Source organism: Paenibacillus sp. J22R3 (assembly GCF_056269305.1).
The window spans coordinates 935454-953951 of record NZ_JBWDNS010000001.1; the positions used below are offsets into that span (position 1 = coordinate 935454).

Sequence of the window (18498 nt, forward strand, 5' to 3'; positions counted from 1 at the left end):
TTATCACTTTCCTCATCAACGATTCACATGTGGTCGATGTAAATACGCATTCATATCAAAATAGCTGCTTTGACTATATCGCTTGTAGAATGCCTCATCCATTGCGAGTGTATCTTCGAAGCGAACAAGCACAGGCGCATCATCCTCGGATAGATGAGCATTGTGGGCATATTCCTCGCGCGGATCTAATTGAAATGCGCGAGCGAACTCAGCTACTGATTCGAGCTTCTTCCCTTGGTTCCACAGGATAATGCCCAGTGTGTTGCGGGCTAGGGACCAATCGGGCTTAAGTCGCACGGCTTCCCTGGCGTCCGCTTCTCGGTGATCCAGATAATGACCACCTTGCTGGAGTGCACATAGCGCAACATCAAGATGCGACTGGGAGGCATGGTCCGGGTTGTTATAATCAAATCCCTTCGGATCATCAAACACCTCGTATGAGATAGCGCCTTCCCAGTAGTATTGCACATTGCTGAGGTTTTTGAGTTCCCAATGTGTGAGTACTTGAAGCTCTGGCGAGGAAGGTACGGCACTTAGAGAGAGATGACCCAACGGGTGACGAATAAACTGCCGCCGCTCGAAGATAATCGTATCCCCCTGTAGAGATACAAACCAATTATGGGACGGATTAGGACCTAGCAACAACTCGAATATTTTCTGGGGAGTTTCAATGAATCCTCGCTTGGCGACTCGCATCATTTCCTCACATGCGTCTTTGGGAGAGTTGGTGTGTTCAAACACTTGGCGGGATAGAGCAAAATCGAAGCTTTTATCCCGAAACGGCATATTCTCCGCAAAACATTCCACGTATTCAAATCGAGTATCAATACCAGTCCCGGAACGATGAGAATTATGGGTCAAATAAGGCTCAGTCACTGTATTCGCGCGAGTGAACGGATTCGAACCGCCGCCTATGTCGAGGATTAACTCTCCGGGTTGTATCTCAAGCAGTTGCGCAAGGAGTTCATCATTTAGAACGGGGAACACGTTGCCAAATGAATTCTTCAGGGGGATGTTGCGTGTGTACGTGCCCATGTTCAAGTTCAGCAGCTTATTGAAGTCCAATGGAGCACCTCCTTATTCAATACCACCTTTATAGTATGGATTCCCTGAACATTGTGCTTCGTGGCAATCAACCAATTTGTTTCGGCAACTACTTGGCCATTATTCGAATCGGTTCTCCGGATAAATAGGCTTCTATATCTTGAACGATGTCTCTATAAAATGCCTCATAACTGGCTTCTGAAACATAACCGATATGCGGCGTAGTTAACAAATTCGGAAGCGATCGGTACGGATCTTCCTTCGGCAACGGTTCCACCTCGAATACATCTACTGCAGCGCCGGCAATCCAGCCGCTCTGTAAAGCTTCCGCAAGTGCTATTTGATCAACGATCGGTGCTCGGGAAGTATTGATCAGAAATGCAGTAGGACGCATACGCTTAAGGTCCGCGGCACCAATCAATCCTCTTGTGCGGTCGCTCAATACGAGATGGATCGACACAAAATCGCTGTTTTCCAGAAGCTCTTCCTTCGTAGCAGCTAATCTAACCCCTTCCTCGTCCGCTCGCTGCTGCGTCAAATTCTGGCTCCACGCCAGAACATTCATGCCGAACGCTTGTCCGAATTTCGCGATCTGGCTGCCCAGTTTACCAAGTCCAAGAACACCAAGGGTCTTACCGTACAAATCTATGCCGATGGTGCTTTGCCACTGACCGCTTCGGATGGCGTTATGTTCCTGCACGATATGTCGGGATAAGCCGAGCAATAACGCCCATGTGAGCTCGGCGGTTGCATTGCCGGCGCCACCTGTTCCACAAACGATGATGCCTTTGGATGCGGCAGCTTCAAGATCAACCGACGCATTGCGCATACCTGTCGTAATAAGCAGCTTCAATTGGGGAAGCTTGTCAAGAAGAGACGCGCGGAACGGAGTTCTCTCACGCATAATGACGACGATCTCACAATCCGCTATTAACTCGACCAGCTCATCCTGCTGATCGATATGCCGAGTGATGCTCTTAACCTCCACCCGATCCAGAACCGGTGACCAGTCAGCAGCAGTCAAAGCCACTTGCTGGTAGTCGTCCAGTATTGCACAGCGAAGCTTCTTCATCATCGTGCCTCCTTATACTCGCCAGAATGTCGAACAGTCTGCTTTATCTATAATATTAAACATGATCATTTGCTCCAGTAGATCGTAATCTACCGATTGATCCCACTGAATACGGAATAACAGCTTAGTTTGATCATACCCAGCCTGTTTAATCTGAGCTGCGAACTGATTCATCCCTGCCTTCTCAGGAGCAACAGCCAAATGTTGTTTGGATATACTGAAACCAATAATAAAGGTTCCGTGATCGGTATACATCGGCTGTTTCCACGCAAACTTAGGCTCTAGATCTTGAAATTTCTCCGCTACCCACAGCAAAACTTCTTCCGTGCGAGCGCGATGCTGCGGGTTCTCAATCCCATTCAAATAGTCTGCAAATACTTCCATGTTGTTCCCTCCTAGAATAATTAAATGTCAAAAAGAATCCTAATTCAATCCATATCCTCTCATTATTCACGGAAACGACGCTGCGAAACACGATTACTCCAAATTTCATTTAATCGTATCCCACTTCACACTTCTTCTATATTTCACTCTATTAGTATAGGGGATCAGAGTTGCTTTTGCAGGATTTTATTGGAATATAACACCTTCAAATGTTCTGAATAAGAGATAGAAACATAGTTATAGAAATGGACGCTTCGTGAAGGAGGAGATTCATGTTCGCCTTAGCTTGGCTGATTCTGACTGCCGTGCTCGTATTAATTGAGCTGCACACGGGAACGTTCTATTTTCTACTCCTTGCTGCCGCATCCATCCTCACTATGATTACCGCACTTGCCGGACTCCCGATTATGGTTCAATGCTTCACGTTTGTCGTCGCGATTGCTCTTATGTATATCTTCCTGCTGCCGCTCCTTCGCAAATTAATGCCCTCTTCATCCAAATCATCAACGATACCGCAACTCTCAGACTATTTGGTAGGGCAAGAAGCGTTTGTCGTTCAGACCATTTCTCCGGATGAGGCCGGTTTGGTCAAGGTGCATGGTGAAATTTGGTCCGCTGTTGCGAACGAGAGAATCGAGGAAGGAAGTAAAGTCACCATCGCCGAGGTTAGTGTAACTAAACTATTCGTTACAAAGGAGTAGATGCAGTTTGGTTGGCATAATCGTATTTATCGTTATTTTGGCCGTAGTTGTTGCTATTGTCATCAAAGGGATTCGCATCATTCCCCAGCAAACCGTAGCTATTGTGGAGAGGCTTGGAAAATACAACAAAACGCTACATGCCGGGGTGAATTTGATCATACCGGTCATTGATAAGATTCGGGGTCGTCACGATCTTCGAATTCATCAGGAAACGGTACCTTCACAATCCGTCATTACGAAGGATAATGTCGCGATCGGTATAGAGCTTGCGACGTTCTTCAGTGTAGTGGATCCTAAGCTCGCGACTTACGGAATTGCGAACTATGTTGGAGGCATACATAATATTGTGGCTTCTGCTCTTCGGGCGACGATTGGCAAAATGGAATTGGACGAAATCCTCTCCAACCGCGACCGCATCCAAACGGATCTACGACTGGTACTCGATCAGGCATCGGAGAATTGGGGTGTTCGTATCGACCGCGTTGAAGTGCTGCAATTAGCCATTCCTGCCGATATTCAGAATTCGATGGAGAAACAAATGCGAGCCGAACGCGAGAAACGCGCCATTATTCTGCAGGCTGAAGGTGAAAAACAATCGACCGTACTGCGCGCAGAAGCGCAGCAATCTGCAGTTGTCCTAGCTGCTGAAGCAGAGAAGCGGCGCCAAATCTTGGATGCGGAAGCTAAGCAAAAAGCACAGGAACTGGAAGCGATCGGTAAAGCAGAAGCGATTAAACATGTGGCTAATGCGGAGCGTGCGAGAATCGAAGCCATTAAAGCAGCAGGCTTGGATGCGCAAATCCTTGCCTATAAATCCTTCGAAGCACTCGGTCAAATGGCAGATGGCCGAGCAACAACCATCTTTATCCCAACCGACGCCGTGAATGCGCTGGGCTCAGCCGGAATGATCGGTAAAATATTCGATATTACCAATCCCAAATAAATGATGTATACGGGTTACCTTTCCTTTAATAGCAGGCTACCGATTACAATCGGTAGCCTTTTTCTATTGTCACCTACAGGTATAAAGGATCCATTGGCGTAGCATAATATGGAAAAACTGAGGGAGCTGTGACGACTTGATCTCCTCTCGAAATCCTGTAGCATTTCCCCGGGAAACGATCAGCGCCGATTTGACCGAAAATGAAGCGCTGCTACGACAACTATTCGAGCATTGCTTTGACATCATCTTTCAACGGGTTGCGTTGTCCGACAGCTGTACGATTCTAATGGTCTACGTCGACGGCATGATCGATAAGAACGAAATTAAATCGCCGCTCTTTCAAGCCTGGCTATTAGAGAAAAGCGGCACCACTGTCGGCAAAGAAACAGTCGACTTCCCCATCTTGAAAGAGCACTTTGCTATCGTACGGCCGATCCAGAACGAAAGCTCTCTTCAAATCATTGTCGAATCGGTCTTGCGAGCTTGCCTTGTTGTCTTCGTAGACGGCGAACCGGAAGCGATTATTCTGGATATGTCCGCCTCGGAGCACCGAGGAGTCGATGAACCTGCCAATGAGGTGGCTATTCGAGGACCAAGAGAAAGCTTTACCGAGACGCTTCAAACCAATACAAGTCTCCTGCGTCGAAGAATTCAATCGCCACAACTTAAGTTTGTATCCGTCACACTTGGAACGTTTTCCAAGACTAAAGTCATCATCGCCTATTTAGAGGGAAAAGCACGCCCGGATTTAGTGGAGCTCGTCAAACAGCGCATGTCCGACATCCAAATGGATATCGTGCTGGAGTCTGGTTATATCGAAGAATTTATCGAAGATACATCATTCAGTCCTTTCCCACAAGTCATGAATACCGAACGTCCGGATATCGTGGCAGCGAGCCTGATGGAAGGAAGAGTCGCGATTCTAACCGATGGAACTCCTCTAGCCCTAATCGTTCCGATCACGTTCTGGACGGCATTTCAAGCTGTCGAGGATTATTACGAACGGTTCATCTATGCCACGCTGGTGAGGTGGACCCGTTTTATTCTGTTCACCATTTCCTTGTACCTGCCCTCCATGTACGTCGCGATTACAACGTTTCATCCGCAGCTGCTTCCGACGAACTTCTTGCTGAGTATCACGTCAGCTCGCGAGGGCGTCCCGTTCCCGGGCGTCATTGAAGCGCTTCTCATGGAATTCCTTTTCGAGGGCTTACGCGAGGCGGGGGTACGCCTGCCCAAAGCCGTTGGCTCCGCTGTCAGTATCGTCGGTGCCTTAGTTATCGGGGAAGCTGCAGTTCAGGCGGGAATCGTGTCAGCGCCGATGGTGATCATCGTGTCCTTAACCGGAATCGCGTCCTTCGCCATTCCCCGTTATAACATGAGCATTCCTTTCCGTATTCTGCGATTTCCCCTTCTTCTTATCTCTGGGGCGCTTGGCTTGTACGGAATCGCTATGGGAACACTCATTATCATCATTCATATGGCGAGGTTAGAGTCATTCGGTGTCCCCTACTTATCCCCGATCGCTCCCTTTCAACCGGATCAAATCAAGGACGTTCTTATACGCGTTCCCTGGTGGAAAAAGTTTTCACTAAAGGCCTCAATAATTAGAAAGCCTACACGGAGGTAATATGCGGAGCAAACGGCCTGGCTTGTTAACGTCTCTCCTTCTTCTGCTTCTGTTAACCGGATGCTGGGATCGCCGCGAATTGAACGACCGCTTATTCGAGCTTGGTTCCGGCGTCGATCTGCTTGAGAATGGAAAGCTTCTGTTGATCGGACAATTCATGATTCCATTAAAATCCGGAGAAGCCGGCGGTGGCGAGAAACAAAGCTACTTAATCGAAACGGGAATGGGATCGACTGTGTCTGATTGTCTCTTAGATTTGCAGTTAAAGTTGTCGCGAAGAATAACCCGCGGGCATCGCAATAACATCTACATTGGAGAAGAGATGGCAGTGTCCGGCATCACGAATCTCATGGACTCTGTAACCCGAGATCCCGATAGCCGGCTTAAATCGGATATTTGGGTCGTGAAGGGGGGAACTGCCCTTGCGTTTATGCAAATGTCCTATCCTCTTGAGAAAATGCCTGCTATAGCCCTTTCTAAATTAAGACATAGTCTTGGCAAGAGAACCGGCAATTCGTTACTGGAGCTATTAGTGGAACAAAACGTTGAAGGAAGCGGTCCGACGCTTCCTGCCGTAGAAATCATCTATGACACGAAACTCCGAAAAAAAACGATACAATTATATGGTCGTGCGGTTTTTAATCGGAAGGAGCAATTAGTCGGTTATTTCGATAGGCTTGAAGGTGCGTATCGGTTATGGGTGACTGATCAAACGGATAGCGTTCCGATCACGGTAGCCTTGCCGAATGGAAAAGGAACGTTCAATGTGAGTGTCCGAAACCCGAATTGCAAAGTGCGCACATCCGTGAAAGGCGGTCTAGTTACAATCGAAGTCGATTTGAAAGGCAACGGCGTCGTTCTCGAGAGTATTCCGGCAATAGATCTTCGTAATCCCGATCATCTGCGCCTATACGAAGCCGAGCTGAACCGTCATATCGAGACAGGTGTAATACATGTGGTTCATAAAGCGCAAAAGCAGTTCAAAGTCGATGTATTCCACTTTGGAAAAGCACTAAATCGACAGCATCCCGAAGACTGGGCTGCATTGAACGCCAGATGGGAGCAAGCGTTTTCCGATGCTGAAATTACCGTTAAATCTCACGTGAGAATCAGGCGAATCGGACTTCAAGGTCCGCCGCCCAATACGATGGAATAATCCGTAAGGAGCCCTATGATGAAGCTGACGAAATATCAATTGTTCTGGCTGATGTTTACGATGCAGATCGGCATGACAATCATGCTGGCGCTCGGCCCAACGTTCAAAGAGGCCAAGCAAGGTGCACCACTCGCCATGGTCTTAGCTGGCGTGGCATCCTTGCTGGTTACTTATATCGCGATAAAGCTAAGCCTTCTCTATCCAGAGAACACGTTCGTCGAATATGTCCCGAAGATAATAGGAAAATGGTTAGGTAACGCGATCATCTTCGTGTACCTGCTTATTTGGATTGTCATAGCCGGCATCATTCTGCGCCAGTTTGCGGACTTTGTTCATATGACCTTATTCGTGCTGACTCCTTTATGGGTCATCATCTTGTTTATCTTGTTGGTCATCGTATATGCGGTACACGGAGGCATCCATATCGTCGGACGCTGCAGCGAAATCATCGGACCTATCATCATCTTTAACATCTTATTATTCCGAGTTCTATCTCTTAAAGACTTAAACCTGGAGAGTCTGCTCCCACTCAAGCCCACAGAGGGCTGGCTGCCTGTGATAACAGGAAGCGTACCTGCGGCTTCTTTCATGAGCGAATCGGTTATGATCGTGATGCTGGTCGCTTTTCTTGCCGATAAGAAAAAGGCGGTATCCTCTGGTTTATGGAGCGTGGGAATTGCCGGGGTCATTCTATTAAACGGTATCATCGACACGTTGATGATGATGGGCAGTACCGTTCCGGGTAAACTGGTGTACCCCGTATATTCCATCAGCCAATACATATCCGTTATGGAGTTCATACAAAATCTCGATATTTTTTTGGTTGTTGGGATGAGCTTTACCGTATTCATCAAAGTATGCCTCTATATGTTCATGGCCAGCTACGGCTCCGCTCAATTGTTTCATATCCGCAAATGGCGGCATTTGCTTTGGATCACCGGCGTACTCATCTTCGCAATCGCTCTGTTCCCCCGTAATGTGGACGAATCCCAAGTAGACTTCACTGCTTTCTGGGAAAATGTCATTTTCCCCATATTCCTCATCGGGATCCCGCTGCTGCTATGGATGATTGGCAGTGTTAGAAAACGGTTTTCCAAGTTCTAGAGGTCTACCTTCATCGTCCATGAAGTTCCACACATCCCGCAATATTCAAATCCAAGCCTCTCATACAACCGAACTGCTGCAGTATTGGTAGGATCAACGCTCAATGATAGAGATTTGTAACCGTCAGATCTAGCTTGCAGCATGATCTCGTTCATTAGCACGCTGCCTATTCCCTGTCCTCTGGCATCAGGAAGTATGGCAATTCCAAGCTCCGGTGTTTCGCGATCCACGAATCCGTAACCTTTGTCCGATTCATCGAATAAGCGATACCAAACAGCCCCTACCGATTTGGCATCAAGCCATGCGATTAACGCCTGATCACCGCTTCTGCCCCAACCCTCGCTATATTTCTTGATTGCAGGTGCATTCAGAAGCTCGTCTTTAGGCGGTTTGTCTTCTAGAATATGAATCGACTCGTAATGCATATCCATCAGAAAATCAAAATCATCTTGTTCCATTGGCCTTACAATAAGCATCTAATCACCCTTCTCATCATACGGTTAGTGCGATCTACACCCAAGAAGCTGATCGCTAATCTTTGTTCAACCTTGTCCGCGCGAAAGCCTCGCGATAGGCCGTCGGCGTTACGCCGGATAATCGCTTGAACCACTTGGCAAACTGCTTGTCATCGGCGATACCTACCTGTACAGCCACTTCTTTAACGTGAAGCTTCGAATCCGCAAGGATCTCCTTCGCCGTCTCAAGCTTGATATGGTGGATATAATTGAGGAGGCCGGAACCGAATTTCTGCTTGAACATCCGAGAGAGATAATCCCTGTTATAGCCCAGATGGGCGGCTATCCGTTCTACGGAAATATCGCGATCAAGTGCATGAAGACGCGTCCATTCCAGTAATTGCGGCAGCCTTGGATCCATCGCTTCCAGCTCATTCGAATGTTCAAGCTGCTCCGCCAGCTCAATCAACAGACAGGTCAGATAATAGTCCCCCGCTCGCGGAATCCGGTAACCGCCATTGGCTGCATGCAATAATTGACGAGCTAATATATGGACTCTGCTCTGATTCGAGCATTCCGCATATCGCGGCACTTGGCCCAGAGGGTCACTTCCCAGTGTTTCAGGCAGATGAAAATGAAACCAATAAAAGGACACGCCCGGCGAAGAAAGCCTGTATCCGCGATGTCGTTCACCGGGCATCAGAAATAGGATATCTCCTGCTTTCACCTCGTACATAAGGCCATCTGTTTCCATGAATACAACACCTGAAACGCCAATAATAAGCTCGTAGTCATAAATCGTACGATCCGTATGTGACCACGTTTCATCGGACATAAACTGACCGGCCATTACAAGTCGATAAGGTTCATGCACATATAGAGGAAGCAATCCAGCAACAGCTCCTGTCTTGGCGAATTCTTCGGAATGAAGTCAGTTTTTGACACCTAATCTACTAGTTCGCCTACCGACAGCCTATTCCCTCTTCATTTATGATAGATTTGCAAGTTCAACCAAAGGAGCGAAACCACACATGAAAACAGATAATAGACTAGCCCTCTCCTCCCCACTCGACCTTCGTGCCGTTCAAGTCCAAGATAGCTATTGGTCTTCATTTGTAAATCTGATTCGCGAGACAGTCATTCCCTATCAATGGGAAGCGATGAACGATCGTATAGAATCGGCGGAGCCCAGCCACGTTATACGTAACTTTCGTATTGCAGCAGGACTGGAAGAAGGGAATTTCGGAGGTTTTGTTTTTCAGGATACCGATATGTACAAATGGCTGGAGGCCGTCGGCTACTCCCTTGCCGCTACACCGGATGCAGATTTGGAGCAACTCGCTGACGAAGCGATTAACCTAATTGCCTCTGCTCAGCAGGAAGACGGTTATTTGAACACCTATTTCTCCATTGCCGAGCCGGGTACTCGCTTTACGAACTTGATGGACTGCCACGAGATGTATACGGCGGGCCATCTGATCGAAGCAGCTGTAGCCTATCATCAAGGAACCGGCAAGGCGACCCTGCTGAGCGTAGCTAGACGATTGGCCGATCATATCGATACTCACTTCGGGGATGAACCGGGCAAACTGCGTGGATACGACGGACATCAGGAAATCGAATTAGCTCTAGTCAAACTTTATGAAGTCACTGGAGAAGAGAGATACTTGAAGCTGGCGAGTTTCTTCATTGATGAGCGCGGTCAGCAGCCGAATTACTTGGCCCAAGAATGGGAGAAACGCGGTCGTATCACCTATTGGACGCCTGGGGTCGTTCAGAAGGAACATCAGGATCTACGTTATCTGCAAGCCCATAAGCCGGTACGCAATCAAGAGGTAGCAACCGGACATGCCGTAAGAGCTGTCTATATGTACACCGCTATGGCTGATCTTGCTCTTCATCTGGGGGATGCAAGTTTACTGGCCGCATGCCAGCGGTTATGGAGTAATGTAGTGAACAAGCAGATGTATGTAACCGGAAGTATCGGTTCTACGCATCACGGCGAAGCATTCACATTTGACTACGATTTGCCCAATGATACGAACTATTCCGAAACCTGTGCATCGATTGGTTTGATCTTCTTCGCCAGACGAATGCTGCAGCTGGAGCCGAACGGCGAATACGGGGATGTGATGGAACGCGCGCTATATAATACGGTAACGGCAGCATTGGCCAGCGATGGACAAAGCTTCTTCTACGTCAATCCGCTCGAGGTGTGGCCCGCAGCAGGCAGAGGCAATCCAGGCAAACATCACATCAAGTCAACCCGGCAACAATGGTTCGCATGCGCTTGCTGCCCGCCGAATATTTCGAGGCTGCTCTCTTCTCTCGGCCAGTACATGTTCACAGCAAGTTCAGATGTTCTCTACACGCATCTGTATATCGGAACAGAAACGACGCATACAATAGCCGGACGACAAGTAAACCTTAAGCTCGAGAGCGGCTTACCTTGGAATGGCCATGTTCGTATTCACGTTGCATCTGCGGCGGGAACCGGTGAATTTACCATCGCGATGCGTATTCCAGCTTGGTCCGAGCAATCCAACTTTACCCTGAATGGTAGTGTTGTGGAGCCTGAAATCCGTCAAGGTTTTGCCTATTTGACCCGTGACTGGCAAGAAGGCGATGTCATCACTCTCGAGCTAGATATGGAACCTAAGCGTATTTATGCTCATCCTAACGTTCGCGCCAATGCAGGTCGCGTAGCTTTGCAGCGCGGACCTCTGGTATACTGCTTCGAGGAAATGGACAATGGTGCTGACCTTCCGAATCTCATTCTCCCAGCGGATGCTGAAATTCGACTTGTTCATAATGGGAATTCCGTAGCGCTGCACGCTGAAGGATATCGCCAAGAAGATGTGGACGCGGAGAACTCGTCGCTCTATAGAACCTCATCACTGAAGCTAGAGAAACAGAGCATCTATGCGGTTCCTTATACGCAGTGGGGTAATCGTAAGCCGGGGGAAATGCTGGTCTGGATTCGAGAATAAGCCGCGTTTACGCGGCTTTTTTTCATGTCAAGTTCAACGCAGCTATTTGGATTCATGCATAAGAGATTGCCCTCTAATTAAACTAACGATCAATAGAAGTAACGGCAATCCGACGATGAATATAGGGAATATGTACAGAATCCATACAAAGTTCGCGTAATCCAGCATGCCTATTATATTTGCGGGCACGAGTGAGACCGAGAAAATGACGGCTGCAGCAAATAGGATAACTCTTCGCCAGTTCTTGATGCCAAGCAATTGTGCGGTTCCATAGCTGTTAATGAACAAATAGATCGCCAACTTTACGAAAACGCTGAAGATCCAGATGAACATAATCCAGACATCCATATTTTGAACAAACTCCAAATAGTTAATAAATCGAACCATGCTGAAATACGGGAAAATTAAGGTTGAACCGATATTGGCTCCGAATGTCATAATAACCATAATTGCTGTAAGTACGGCTATTATGGATGGGACGCATATCGCAAGCAGCGTCGGCTTAACCAACTTTTGCGAGTTTGCGATAAAAGGCGTCAACATCATGATCATCATGGACTCCCCTAGAAATGACGCGTTCACAAAAGACCCTTTCACTATAAGCTGAAACCCGGTATCTGCGTAGACAGGTAAAATTAGCGATGGATGCAAATTAGTTAAGTTTAATCCGAATGTAACTAAGATGCCCACCAGAAGAAGTGGGCCGGCCATTTCGCTAAAACGAGCGATCGCTTCGATGCTTCCGGCGAAATTGATATAGACCATAGCTGCGACCATTAGCGATGCGATAACCCAAATCGGCGTATTGTGAAATAAAAATTGCTTAATGAACAAGGAGAAAATGCGCAAGATATCTGACGCAACTGAAAACCACATGATGATATACAACACGCCTATCAGCTTCCCGATCCACTTCCCAAACAGCTTCTGAGCAAACTCCACCAAGGTAAGCGAAGAATGCCTTTGCGAAACTCGAATACAAATCAAGGTCACGAATAATCCAATGACCCCCGCCACTAATAGGGATATCCAGGCGTCCTGTCTGGCAATCTCGATTGAAGGAGACACCGTGAGCCAGATACTCATTGAAATTTCTAATGTGGTGAACATCCAAAACAATTGCCAAGGAGAAATTTTCACTTCCTGTCTCCTATTCCTGGGATGCGTCTTCCAATTGCCCCCGTATTCTGAATTCTCAATTTTACAGTAACCGATACCTCTACTGCCGGAAATAGTTGATCCCATCTGCTCTTGATTTCTTTCCACTTGTACGGATGTTCTCTGTGAAACTCTTCTCCGATTCCAAACACATCTTGTCCATACTGAAGCTGCACTTTCTTGATTGTTGCCTCTACTTGCTTGGCTTTCATTTCATTTAGCTTGCGTTCTAACGGAATACGTTCCGAGGTTACTGAGATATCGATATTCGTATTGTTTTCAAGGACCCTTCCGGTCCCCACCAGCTTGATGTACGCTTTGATTTTATTTCCTTCAAATTCGGTATGAACGCTTTTCTTCAAGTTGGTTTCAAATAATGATACGGCGCCTCCTTCCGTTTCCAACGAAATGAACTGATTTTTTAATACGCCTTTCACCCAGAACATTTCCAACGATTCTCTACCCGTCACCTTACCGACCATTTGCAAGTGTCGATCAAAGATTGCAACGGATTTCACTTCGATGATCTTATGTTTCTCAAGCACATTATTAGGTGATGTCTCAACCATTGGCATAGACGGCCGAATGCCATCACGTCCTACATCAAGTAAGACATCCCGTAAGGCAGAGTCACCTAAACGACAGAAGCGGTCTTGATCTACGGCAACGATTGCGGAAAATTGATTAAAGGGACTGTTGATTTTCAGGACATCGCTTCCTTTTCCACCATCCACGACGAATATATCCGTGCGCATACGTGTATCGGTATTCCGTGAGAATTGATCCATGATTTGGGTTAAGCCTTTACGCGCAAGCTTCTCTCCGATGAATATGGACCTTCGATGTCCCAGAAAAACTTTTCGGGGCAGTTTGTCTTGAATTTCTTGTTCCAAATCTACGATGGAAGTACCAGTCGTTGTTAGAACGATGTTTGCCCTTTGCTGACCGCCACTTCTCGCCTTGAAATCAGCAGGAACGGCGATCTGAGCACTTTTCTGCAGCGTCCCCTCTTCGGATAAATCCAGTGCGGTTCCTATCCAAAACGCGTATTCGTTTATTTCATTTCTGTCCCAACATCCGGAAATGAACAGCGTCAAGATCAAACAAGACATGAAACCTATTTTCCTCATTATTTTCGTTGCGCCGATACGTATCGTTTATTAAATCGTATAAGCGTATCCTTCCAGATATTTTTCCCTATAGGAGCTACAGGCTTTAAATAAGGAACCCCGAACGACTTTAACGTTACGAGATGAATCATAATGAAGATGACTCCGATCGCGACACCATATAAACCAAGGAAACCGCCTACGATTAGAAGTGGAAACCGCAGCATTCGAAACGGCAAGGCCAAGCTATAGCTTGGAAAAGCAAAGGATGCAATCCCGGTACCTGCTACGATCATCACTATAGGGGCAGATATAAATCCAGCTTGAACAGCTGCTTCTCCAATTACCAACGCGCCAACTATACTCACTGCCGAACCAATGGCTTTAGGTAATCGAAGACCGGCTTCCCGCAATCCTTCGAACATCAATTCCATTAACAAGGTTTCGATAACGGTTGGAAACGGAATTCCTTCTCTCGAAGCCGAGATACTGAGCATCACTGCAAGTGGAATCATCTGTGGATGGAACGTCGTGAGCGCAACATATACGGATGGCAGAAGGCATGACAAAATGACAAATATGATTCGTAATATTCTGACCGCCGAAACGTAGATAAATCGTTCATAGTGGTCTTCCGCTGCTTGAAAGCCTGACCAGAACGTCATAGGCAGCAGCAATGCGTTTGGAGAGCCGTCCACAATAATGGCTACCCTGCCGGATAACAAACTCGAAGATACCGTGTCCGGACGTTCCGTATTTTGGATTTGTGGAAATAGGGAGAAGGTCTTGTCCTCGATATACTCTTCAATATAGCTGGAGTCCGTCAGTTGATTCGTGCGAAAAGATTGAAGTCGGTTTCTGACTTCTTGGAGCAACTCTGGTTTAACCTTTTCTTCGATATACGCCACGACAAAATCCGTATTGGTTAATTCGCCTGCCTGATGCATTTCGAACTTTAAGGACGAATGACTGATTCTTCTTCGAATCAAACTTAAGTTCGTTTTGAGATCTTCCGTAAATCCTTCACGCGGCCCGCGAATGGATGCCTCATTCGATGGCTCAGAGATTGCACGTTGTTTGTAAACGGTCATTTCGGCCAAATAAGCACAAGCCTTGCCATCTATAAAAATAACGGTACAGCCTTTGAGAACGTTGGCTATAACCTCCGAGAACCGAGTAATCATTTGATATTGCGTCAGCCGTTCAACATCGCGACTAATCATGCATGCCGAAATGATTTGTTCCAGTCTAGTCGAATCTGTAAACTCTTCTATATAAACAAGTAAAACTTCGGATTGATCAGTGAGTTTTAAGGGTCTAAATACGATATCCGCACAGTTATCAAAAATATGGCGTAATGCATCATGATTGATTTTCACACTTTCGTTCACATCGACTGGAAAGTTTGGCTCCAAGTCATTTCCACCTCCTTCCAACAGCTTCGTTTTATCATGTGAGCATTTGGATGTCCTTATTCAAGAAATGAAAAGAAGCCCTGCGCGTAAGTTACGTCAGAGCTTCTTCTTTGTTATCATTTATGCGGATCACCTTAAGTGAAACGTTCTCAGTCGTTCAGCTTCGATCACGGTTTCCATCTGTAGTTCTGTAATGAGCAGCAAACGTTGGCACTCTGCCGATTCGGCATCTTGTTCCCATTTGCGGAGCAGCTTCGGAACTTCCCAAACGGCACGTAAGGCGAAAGAGGCAAGATAACCGAATCGTGGAATGGACTCGTCTCCATTCCAACCCGTTCGCTTCATCCCCTCAAGGTATGAGGATAGTAAATGCTCCCTATAAGCTCGAAATTGATCCATAGGCACGTTTCCGCGGCTAACCGATAAACCTAAGAATCGGCCCAAATCCTCCCCTATTCCGGAAATGCTGGCAAACTGCCAATCAATCACGGCAAGCTGCCGGACTTGAGAATGCTCTGCATGCAACATAATGTTAAGCTCATAGAAATCCTGGTGCGCAAAGGTTCGCGGTAATTGCTCTAACTCGATTAGCCAGTCGTTAATAAATAATTCAAATGAATGGAAGCGGTCGATGATGGCGGTCACTCTGTGCTTGGATTCGTTATCAATTATGGTTGCTGTCTTGGCATTCGTCGTCCTATAGGTCTGACATTCATGAATCCAAGAGCGCATCCAGTGACGATTCGCCCAAGGTAAATCCGGGAACGGGCTGCCTGCTAAGTAGGCGGACTGAAACTCGCCAAGCTTCTCCGCAGCATAGGCATAATCGTTCCATTGCCAGGATCGTGATTCCTGACTTATATCCTCCAGCCAGAGCCATACGGTGCCGTCGACATTTTCGTCGATTGCATAGCATTCCGGAGCCTTCAACCCCGCCGGTAAATGGCGAAGATAACCTGATTCATAAGCGTCTATTTCTCGGCGCCAATAATTGTAATGCGACGGATCATCTCGATTGGGGTCAACTAGGATGACTTTTAGAATCAGTGACCATGATTGGGGTGTTCCATCTTCAAGGCATGTGCTTCCGGAAATCCGATATACGCCGCCTGTCACGAAATTAGGTCTGGCCGATTTGATTGTTTCGCAATGCCACTCAATCAGAGATCCGTGATCGAGTTGTAAGCAGTGAATAGAGACTGCTCGAACTCGTTCTGCGTCGATATTATCTGGAATAGGTTGTGTATTCATTGCTCACTCAAACATTTCACGACCAGATTCCCAAAGCCTTGAATATCCTGCAGATAATCATATCCGATTGGATTCGGTTCCAATTGATTTAACATTCGAACCGCCACAGCGTTATACGCGGGAATAACCAATACCGCATTACCGTAGAATCCGAGCGATTGATAGGAACCATTCGGAAGCTCATTCCCGAGTTCGGATAACGGGCGGAACTTGTCCTTCACCCACCAGAAGAAAGCATTTCGAGGTAATGATTCATCTAGGCGGCTCGGCGTTGCAATCGAAACTACTCGATCAAACAGTGCAGCCGGAAGGATTTGCTTCCCCTTATACATGCCTCTTGCCAGATGGATCTGTCCCCAGTAGCCTAGCTCTCTTGTGCTCACGAAGAGATTCGCCTCACCGCCTTGATCGCTTAGATACTCCTCACCAAGCCACACCAAGTTATCATTCTTTTCGCGTCTCCAGCCTGTCTCTGTAAACCCATACGGTTCAAAAACTCGTTCGTTAATTACCTCTGCGAGGGTCTGATTAAAGACCTGTTGAACGATGCGAATCAGCATATTCACACCGGCATTATTGTATTTCCAATCCGTTCCCGGAGGAAATAACCTCTTCATTGGACCCTGTAATCCGTGAGTATGAGTAAGCAGATGCCTAATCGTAGTCTGCGCGATAATGCTCTCGTTCAGGTCATCGAGATAGTCGGACACAGAATCATTAATGTCCTTAATTCTCCCTTCATACAGTGCCAGACTAATTGCGAATCCCAAATAGGTTTTGCGGATGGATGCTACATTGAACTGTGATTGCTCATCGATCATTCGACTGTTAGGCGATTTATCATGGTAACCCGCATAATATTCGTTTACGATCTGATCATTCTGGATCACAATAACAGTTGCTGCAGAGGCTGAAATTTGATTTCGAATATCCAGTACATATTGATTAAGCTCATTAAATACACTAGTTTTCGCTGCATCCATACCCTTATTTCTCCTTTGTGAGTGGGTTAATGTCCACCTCAAGCATTCTACATCTCGCCTACGATCACCTCTGTATGGATACAAGATTATTCCAGTTCAGTTGATTCCACAAAGAAACCCGCAGCCGTCTGCGGGTCAAGTGAGTAAGCCTACCGATTCTTAATCAATCGGCTCATAATGCACATGGACTTCGTAAACGTCGTTCGACGAATTTTTCAACTCCGTCTCTACTCTTGTCGCGACATCATGCGCTTCTTGAAATTCCATATCTCCCTTAATCAATAAGGTCACGTCAACCACTGCACTGCTGCCGTAATTTCTTGCTCGAATATCTCGAACGTCTTCTACGCCCTGCACATTCAAGACAATTTCTTTGAAGGAGAGGATCGTCTCTTCATTAAACCCATCCGAGAGATGATGTGAAGCCTCACGGAAAATCACCCATGCCGTCCTGCAGATGATTAATCCGACGACGATGGCGGTAAACGGGTCGAGCCATGCCAGATGAAATTGCGAACCGATGATGCCTACGAATGTGCCCAGGCTTACGAAAGCATCCGAGAGATTATCTTTGGCTACAGCCATGACCGCTTGACTGTTAATCTGCGCAGCCAATCTCTTGTTATAGCGATACACACCATACATGACGACTGCAGAGAAGATGCCCACCCATGCCGCGAGCAGGTCCGGGGACTTCTCTTCACCTTGAAAGATCGAAGTGATGGATTGGTAAAGAACTTGCAAGCCGACAACCATCATAATAAAGGAAGCGAGCATGGAAGAGATCGTTTCTGATTTCCAATGACCATATGGATGATCATCATCTGCCGGTTTACGAGCCAGCCGCAGTCCAATAAGTACGGCGATCGAAGCCGCGATGTCGGTTGCATTGTTCAGACCGTCCGCCTGCAACGCTTCAGATCCGGTCATATACCCAACCACAAGCTTTAATGAAGATAGAAGGATATACGCAATTATACTTATGAGTGCACCGCGTTCTCCGATTTTGAGTTGATCATACTTCTGCTGTTCCATTGCGGCAAAAATCCCTTCCTTTAATGCTTTGTTGCCTTATCGTACCAGCCAATAACGATGTGGGTCTA

Annotated in this window: 17 protein-coding genes; 6 read left to right on the forward strand and 11 right to left on the reverse strand. The window is 46.9% G+C overall.

Annotation, left to right across the window (positions count from 1 at the left end; all coding sequences use genetic code 11):
* Positions 1 to 15 precede the first annotated feature (15 nt).
* The 3 genes from AC0YN4_RS04180 to AC0YN4_RS04190 all read right to left on the reverse strand — a co-directional run bounded on the left by AC0YN4_RS04180 (position 16) and on the right by AC0YN4_RS04190 (position 2500).
* On the reverse strand, positions 16 to 1065 hold the full coding sequence (locus AC0YN4_RS04180) for a class I SAM-dependent methyltransferase (RefSeq protein ID WP_475835227.1): 1050 nt from the start codon (positions 1063 to 1065) through the stop codon (positions 16 to 18).
* Between the two features lie 88 nt (positions 1066 to 1153).
* Complete coding sequence (locus AC0YN4_RS04185) at positions 1154 to 2116, reverse strand: D-2-hydroxyacid dehydrogenase family protein (RefSeq protein WP_475835228.1); 963 nt, start codon at positions 2114 to 2116, stop codon at positions 1154 to 1156.
* Between the two features lie 12 nt (positions 2117 to 2128).
* Positions 2129 to 2500 carry an iron chaperone gene (locus AC0YN4_RS04190; RefSeq protein ID WP_475835229.1) on the reverse strand — a complete coding sequence of 124 codons (372 nt, stop codon included), beginning with the start codon at positions 2498 to 2500 and terminating at the stop codon, positions 2129 to 2131.
* Between the two features lie 272 nt (positions 2501 to 2772).
* Here AC0YN4_RS04190 and AC0YN4_RS04195 point away from each other — a divergent pair, with 272 nt between their 5' ends.
* The 5 genes from AC0YN4_RS04195 to AC0YN4_RS04215 all read left to right on the forward strand — a co-directional run bounded on the left by AC0YN4_RS04195 (position 2773) and on the right by AC0YN4_RS04215 (position 8034).
* Positions 2773 to 3201 (forward strand): NfeD family protein, encoded by a 429-nt coding sequence (locus tag AC0YN4_RS04195; protein WP_475835230.1) that lies wholly within the window; start codon positions 2773 to 2775, stop codon positions 3199 to 3201.
* A gap of 7 nt (positions 3202 to 3208) precedes the next feature.
* Positions 3209 to 4144 carry an SPFH domain-containing protein gene (locus AC0YN4_RS04200; RefSeq protein WP_475779913.1) on the forward strand — a complete coding sequence of 312 codons (936 nt, stop codon included), beginning with the start codon at positions 3209 to 3211 and terminating at the stop codon, positions 4142 to 4144.
* A gap of 136 nt (positions 4145 to 4280) precedes the next feature.
* Positions 4281 to 5774 (forward strand): spore germination protein, encoded by a 1494-nt coding sequence (locus AC0YN4_RS04205; RefSeq protein WP_475779912.1) that lies wholly within the window; start codon positions 4281 to 4283, stop codon positions 5772 to 5774.
* Position 5775: 1 nt separating this feature from the next.
* Positions 5776 to 6930: a Ger(x)C family spore germination protein gene (locus AC0YN4_RS04210; protein WP_475779911.1), complete on the forward strand. Its 1155-nt coding sequence runs from the start codon at positions 5776 to 5778 to the stop codon at positions 6928 to 6930.
* An 18-nt stretch (positions 6931 to 6948) separates the two neighbouring features.
* A complete protein-coding gene (locus AC0YN4_RS04215) occupies positions 6949 to 8034 on the forward strand; it encodes a GerAB/ArcD/ProY family transporter (protein WP_475835231.1) in 1086 nt (361 codons plus the stop codon).
* Here the strand turns inward: AC0YN4_RS04215 and AC0YN4_RS04220 are convergent.
* Both AC0YN4_RS04220 and AC0YN4_RS04225 read right to left on the reverse strand, forming a co-directional pair.
* Positions 8031 to 8510, reverse strand: a complete 480-nt coding sequence (locus AC0YN4_RS04220; protein WP_475779909.1) for an N-acetyltransferase family protein — start codon at positions 8508 to 8510, stop codon at positions 8031 to 8033. The genes AC0YN4_RS04215 and AC0YN4_RS04220 overlap by 4 nt on opposite strands.
* Before the next feature lie 55 nt (positions 8511 to 8565).
* On the reverse strand, positions 8566 to 9378 hold the full coding sequence (locus AC0YN4_RS04225) for a helix-turn-helix domain-containing protein (protein ID WP_475779908.1): 813 nt from the start codon (positions 9376 to 9378) through the stop codon (positions 8566 to 8568).
* A gap of 142 nt (positions 9379 to 9520) precedes the next feature.
* Here AC0YN4_RS04225 and AC0YN4_RS04230 point away from each other — a divergent pair, with 142 nt between their 5' ends.
* A complete protein-coding gene (locus AC0YN4_RS04230; protein WP_475779907.1) occupies positions 9521 to 11479 on the forward strand; it encodes a glycoside hydrolase family 127 protein in 1959 nt (652 codons plus the stop codon).
* Positions 11480 to 11521: 42 nt separating this feature from the next.
* Here the strand turns inward: AC0YN4_RS04230 and AC0YN4_RS04235 are convergent, their stop codons facing one another.
* The 6 genes from AC0YN4_RS04235 to AC0YN4_RS04260 form a co-directional block, all read right to left on the reverse strand.
* Complete coding sequence (locus AC0YN4_RS04235) at positions 11522 to 12724, reverse strand: GerAB/ArcD/ProY family transporter (protein WP_475835232.1); 1203 nt, start codon at positions 12722 to 12724, stop codon at positions 11522 to 11524.
* Complete coding sequence (locus AC0YN4_RS04240) at positions 12616 to 13749, reverse strand: Ger(x)C family spore germination protein (protein ID WP_475835233.1); 1134 nt, start codon at positions 13747 to 13749, stop codon at positions 12616 to 12618. The genes AC0YN4_RS04235 and AC0YN4_RS04240 overlap by 109 nt, the downstream gene beginning before the upstream one ends.
* 17 nt (positions 13750 to 13766) lie before the next feature.
* Entirely contained in the window at positions 13767 to 15161 is a 1395-nt protein-coding gene (locus AC0YN4_RS04245; RefSeq protein WP_475835234.1) for a spore germination protein, read from the reverse strand.
* Positions 15162 to 15290: 129 nt separating this feature from the next.
* Positions 15291 to 16412, reverse strand: a complete 1122-nt coding sequence (locus AC0YN4_RS04250) for a phosphotransferase (protein ID WP_475835235.1) — start codon at positions 16410 to 16412, stop codon at positions 15291 to 15293.
* A complete protein-coding gene (locus AC0YN4_RS04255; protein WP_475835236.1) occupies positions 16409 to 17395 on the reverse strand; it encodes a serine hydrolase domain-containing protein in 987 nt (328 codons plus the stop codon). Before AC0YN4_RS04255 ends, AC0YN4_RS04250 begins: the two co-directional genes overlap by 4 nt.
* Positions 17396 to 17554: 159 nt before the next feature.
* Complete coding sequence (locus AC0YN4_RS04260; RefSeq protein ID WP_475835237.1) at positions 17555 to 18430, reverse strand: cation diffusion facilitator family transporter; 876 nt, start codon at positions 18428 to 18430, stop codon at positions 17555 to 17557.
* Positions 18431 to 18498 lie beyond the last annotated feature (68 nt).

Excerpts from the sequence above, each read along its gene's own strand:
- AC0YN4_RS04185 (WP_475835228.1), bottom strand. The coding sequence starts at position 2,116 with ATGAAGAAGCTTCGCTGTGCAATACTGGACGACTACCAGCAAGTGGCT.
- AC0YN4_RS04190 (WP_475835229.1), bottom strand. The coding sequence starts at position 2,500 with ATGGAAGTATTTGCAGACTATTTGAATGGGATTGAGAACCCGCAGCAT.
- AC0YN4_RS04195 (WP_475835230.1), top strand. The coding sequence starts at position 2,773 with ATGTTCGCCTTAGCTTGGCTGATTCTGACTGCCGTGCTCGTATTAATT.
- AC0YN4_RS04210 (WP_475779911.1), top strand. The coding sequence starts at position 5,776 with ATGCGGAGCAAACGGCCTGGCTTGTTAACGTCTCTCCTTCTTCTGCTT.
- AC0YN4_RS04215 (WP_475835231.1), top strand. The coding sequence starts at position 6,949 with ATGAAGCTGACGAAATATCAATTGTTCTGGCTGATGTTTACGATGCAG.
- AC0YN4_RS04220 (WP_475779909.1), bottom strand. The coding sequence starts at position 8,510 with ATGCTTATTGTAAGGCCAATGGAACAAGATGATTTTGATTTTCTGATG.
- AC0YN4_RS04230 (WP_475779907.1), top strand. The coding sequence starts at position 9,521 with ATGAAAACAGATAATAGACTAGCCCTCTCCTCCCCACTCGACCTTCGT.
- AC0YN4_RS04235 (WP_475835232.1), bottom strand. The coding sequence starts at position 12,724 with ATGGGATCAACTATTTCCGGCAGTAGAGGTATCGGTTACTGTAAAATT.
- AC0YN4_RS04240 (WP_475835233.1), bottom strand. The coding sequence starts at position 13,749 with ATGTCTTGTTTGATCTTGACGCTGTTCATTTCCGGATGTTGGGACAGA.
- AC0YN4_RS04250 (WP_475835235.1), bottom strand. The coding sequence starts at position 16,412 with ATGAATACACAACCTATTCCAGATAATATCGACGCAGAACGAGTTCGA.
- AC0YN4_RS04255 (WP_475835236.1), bottom strand. The coding sequence starts at position 17,395 with ATGGATGCAGCGAAAACTAGTGTATTTAATGAGCTTAATCAATATGTA.
- AC0YN4_RS04260 (WP_475835237.1), bottom strand. The coding sequence starts at position 18,430 with ATGGAACAGCAGAAGTATGATCAACTCAAAATCGGAGAACGCGGTGCA.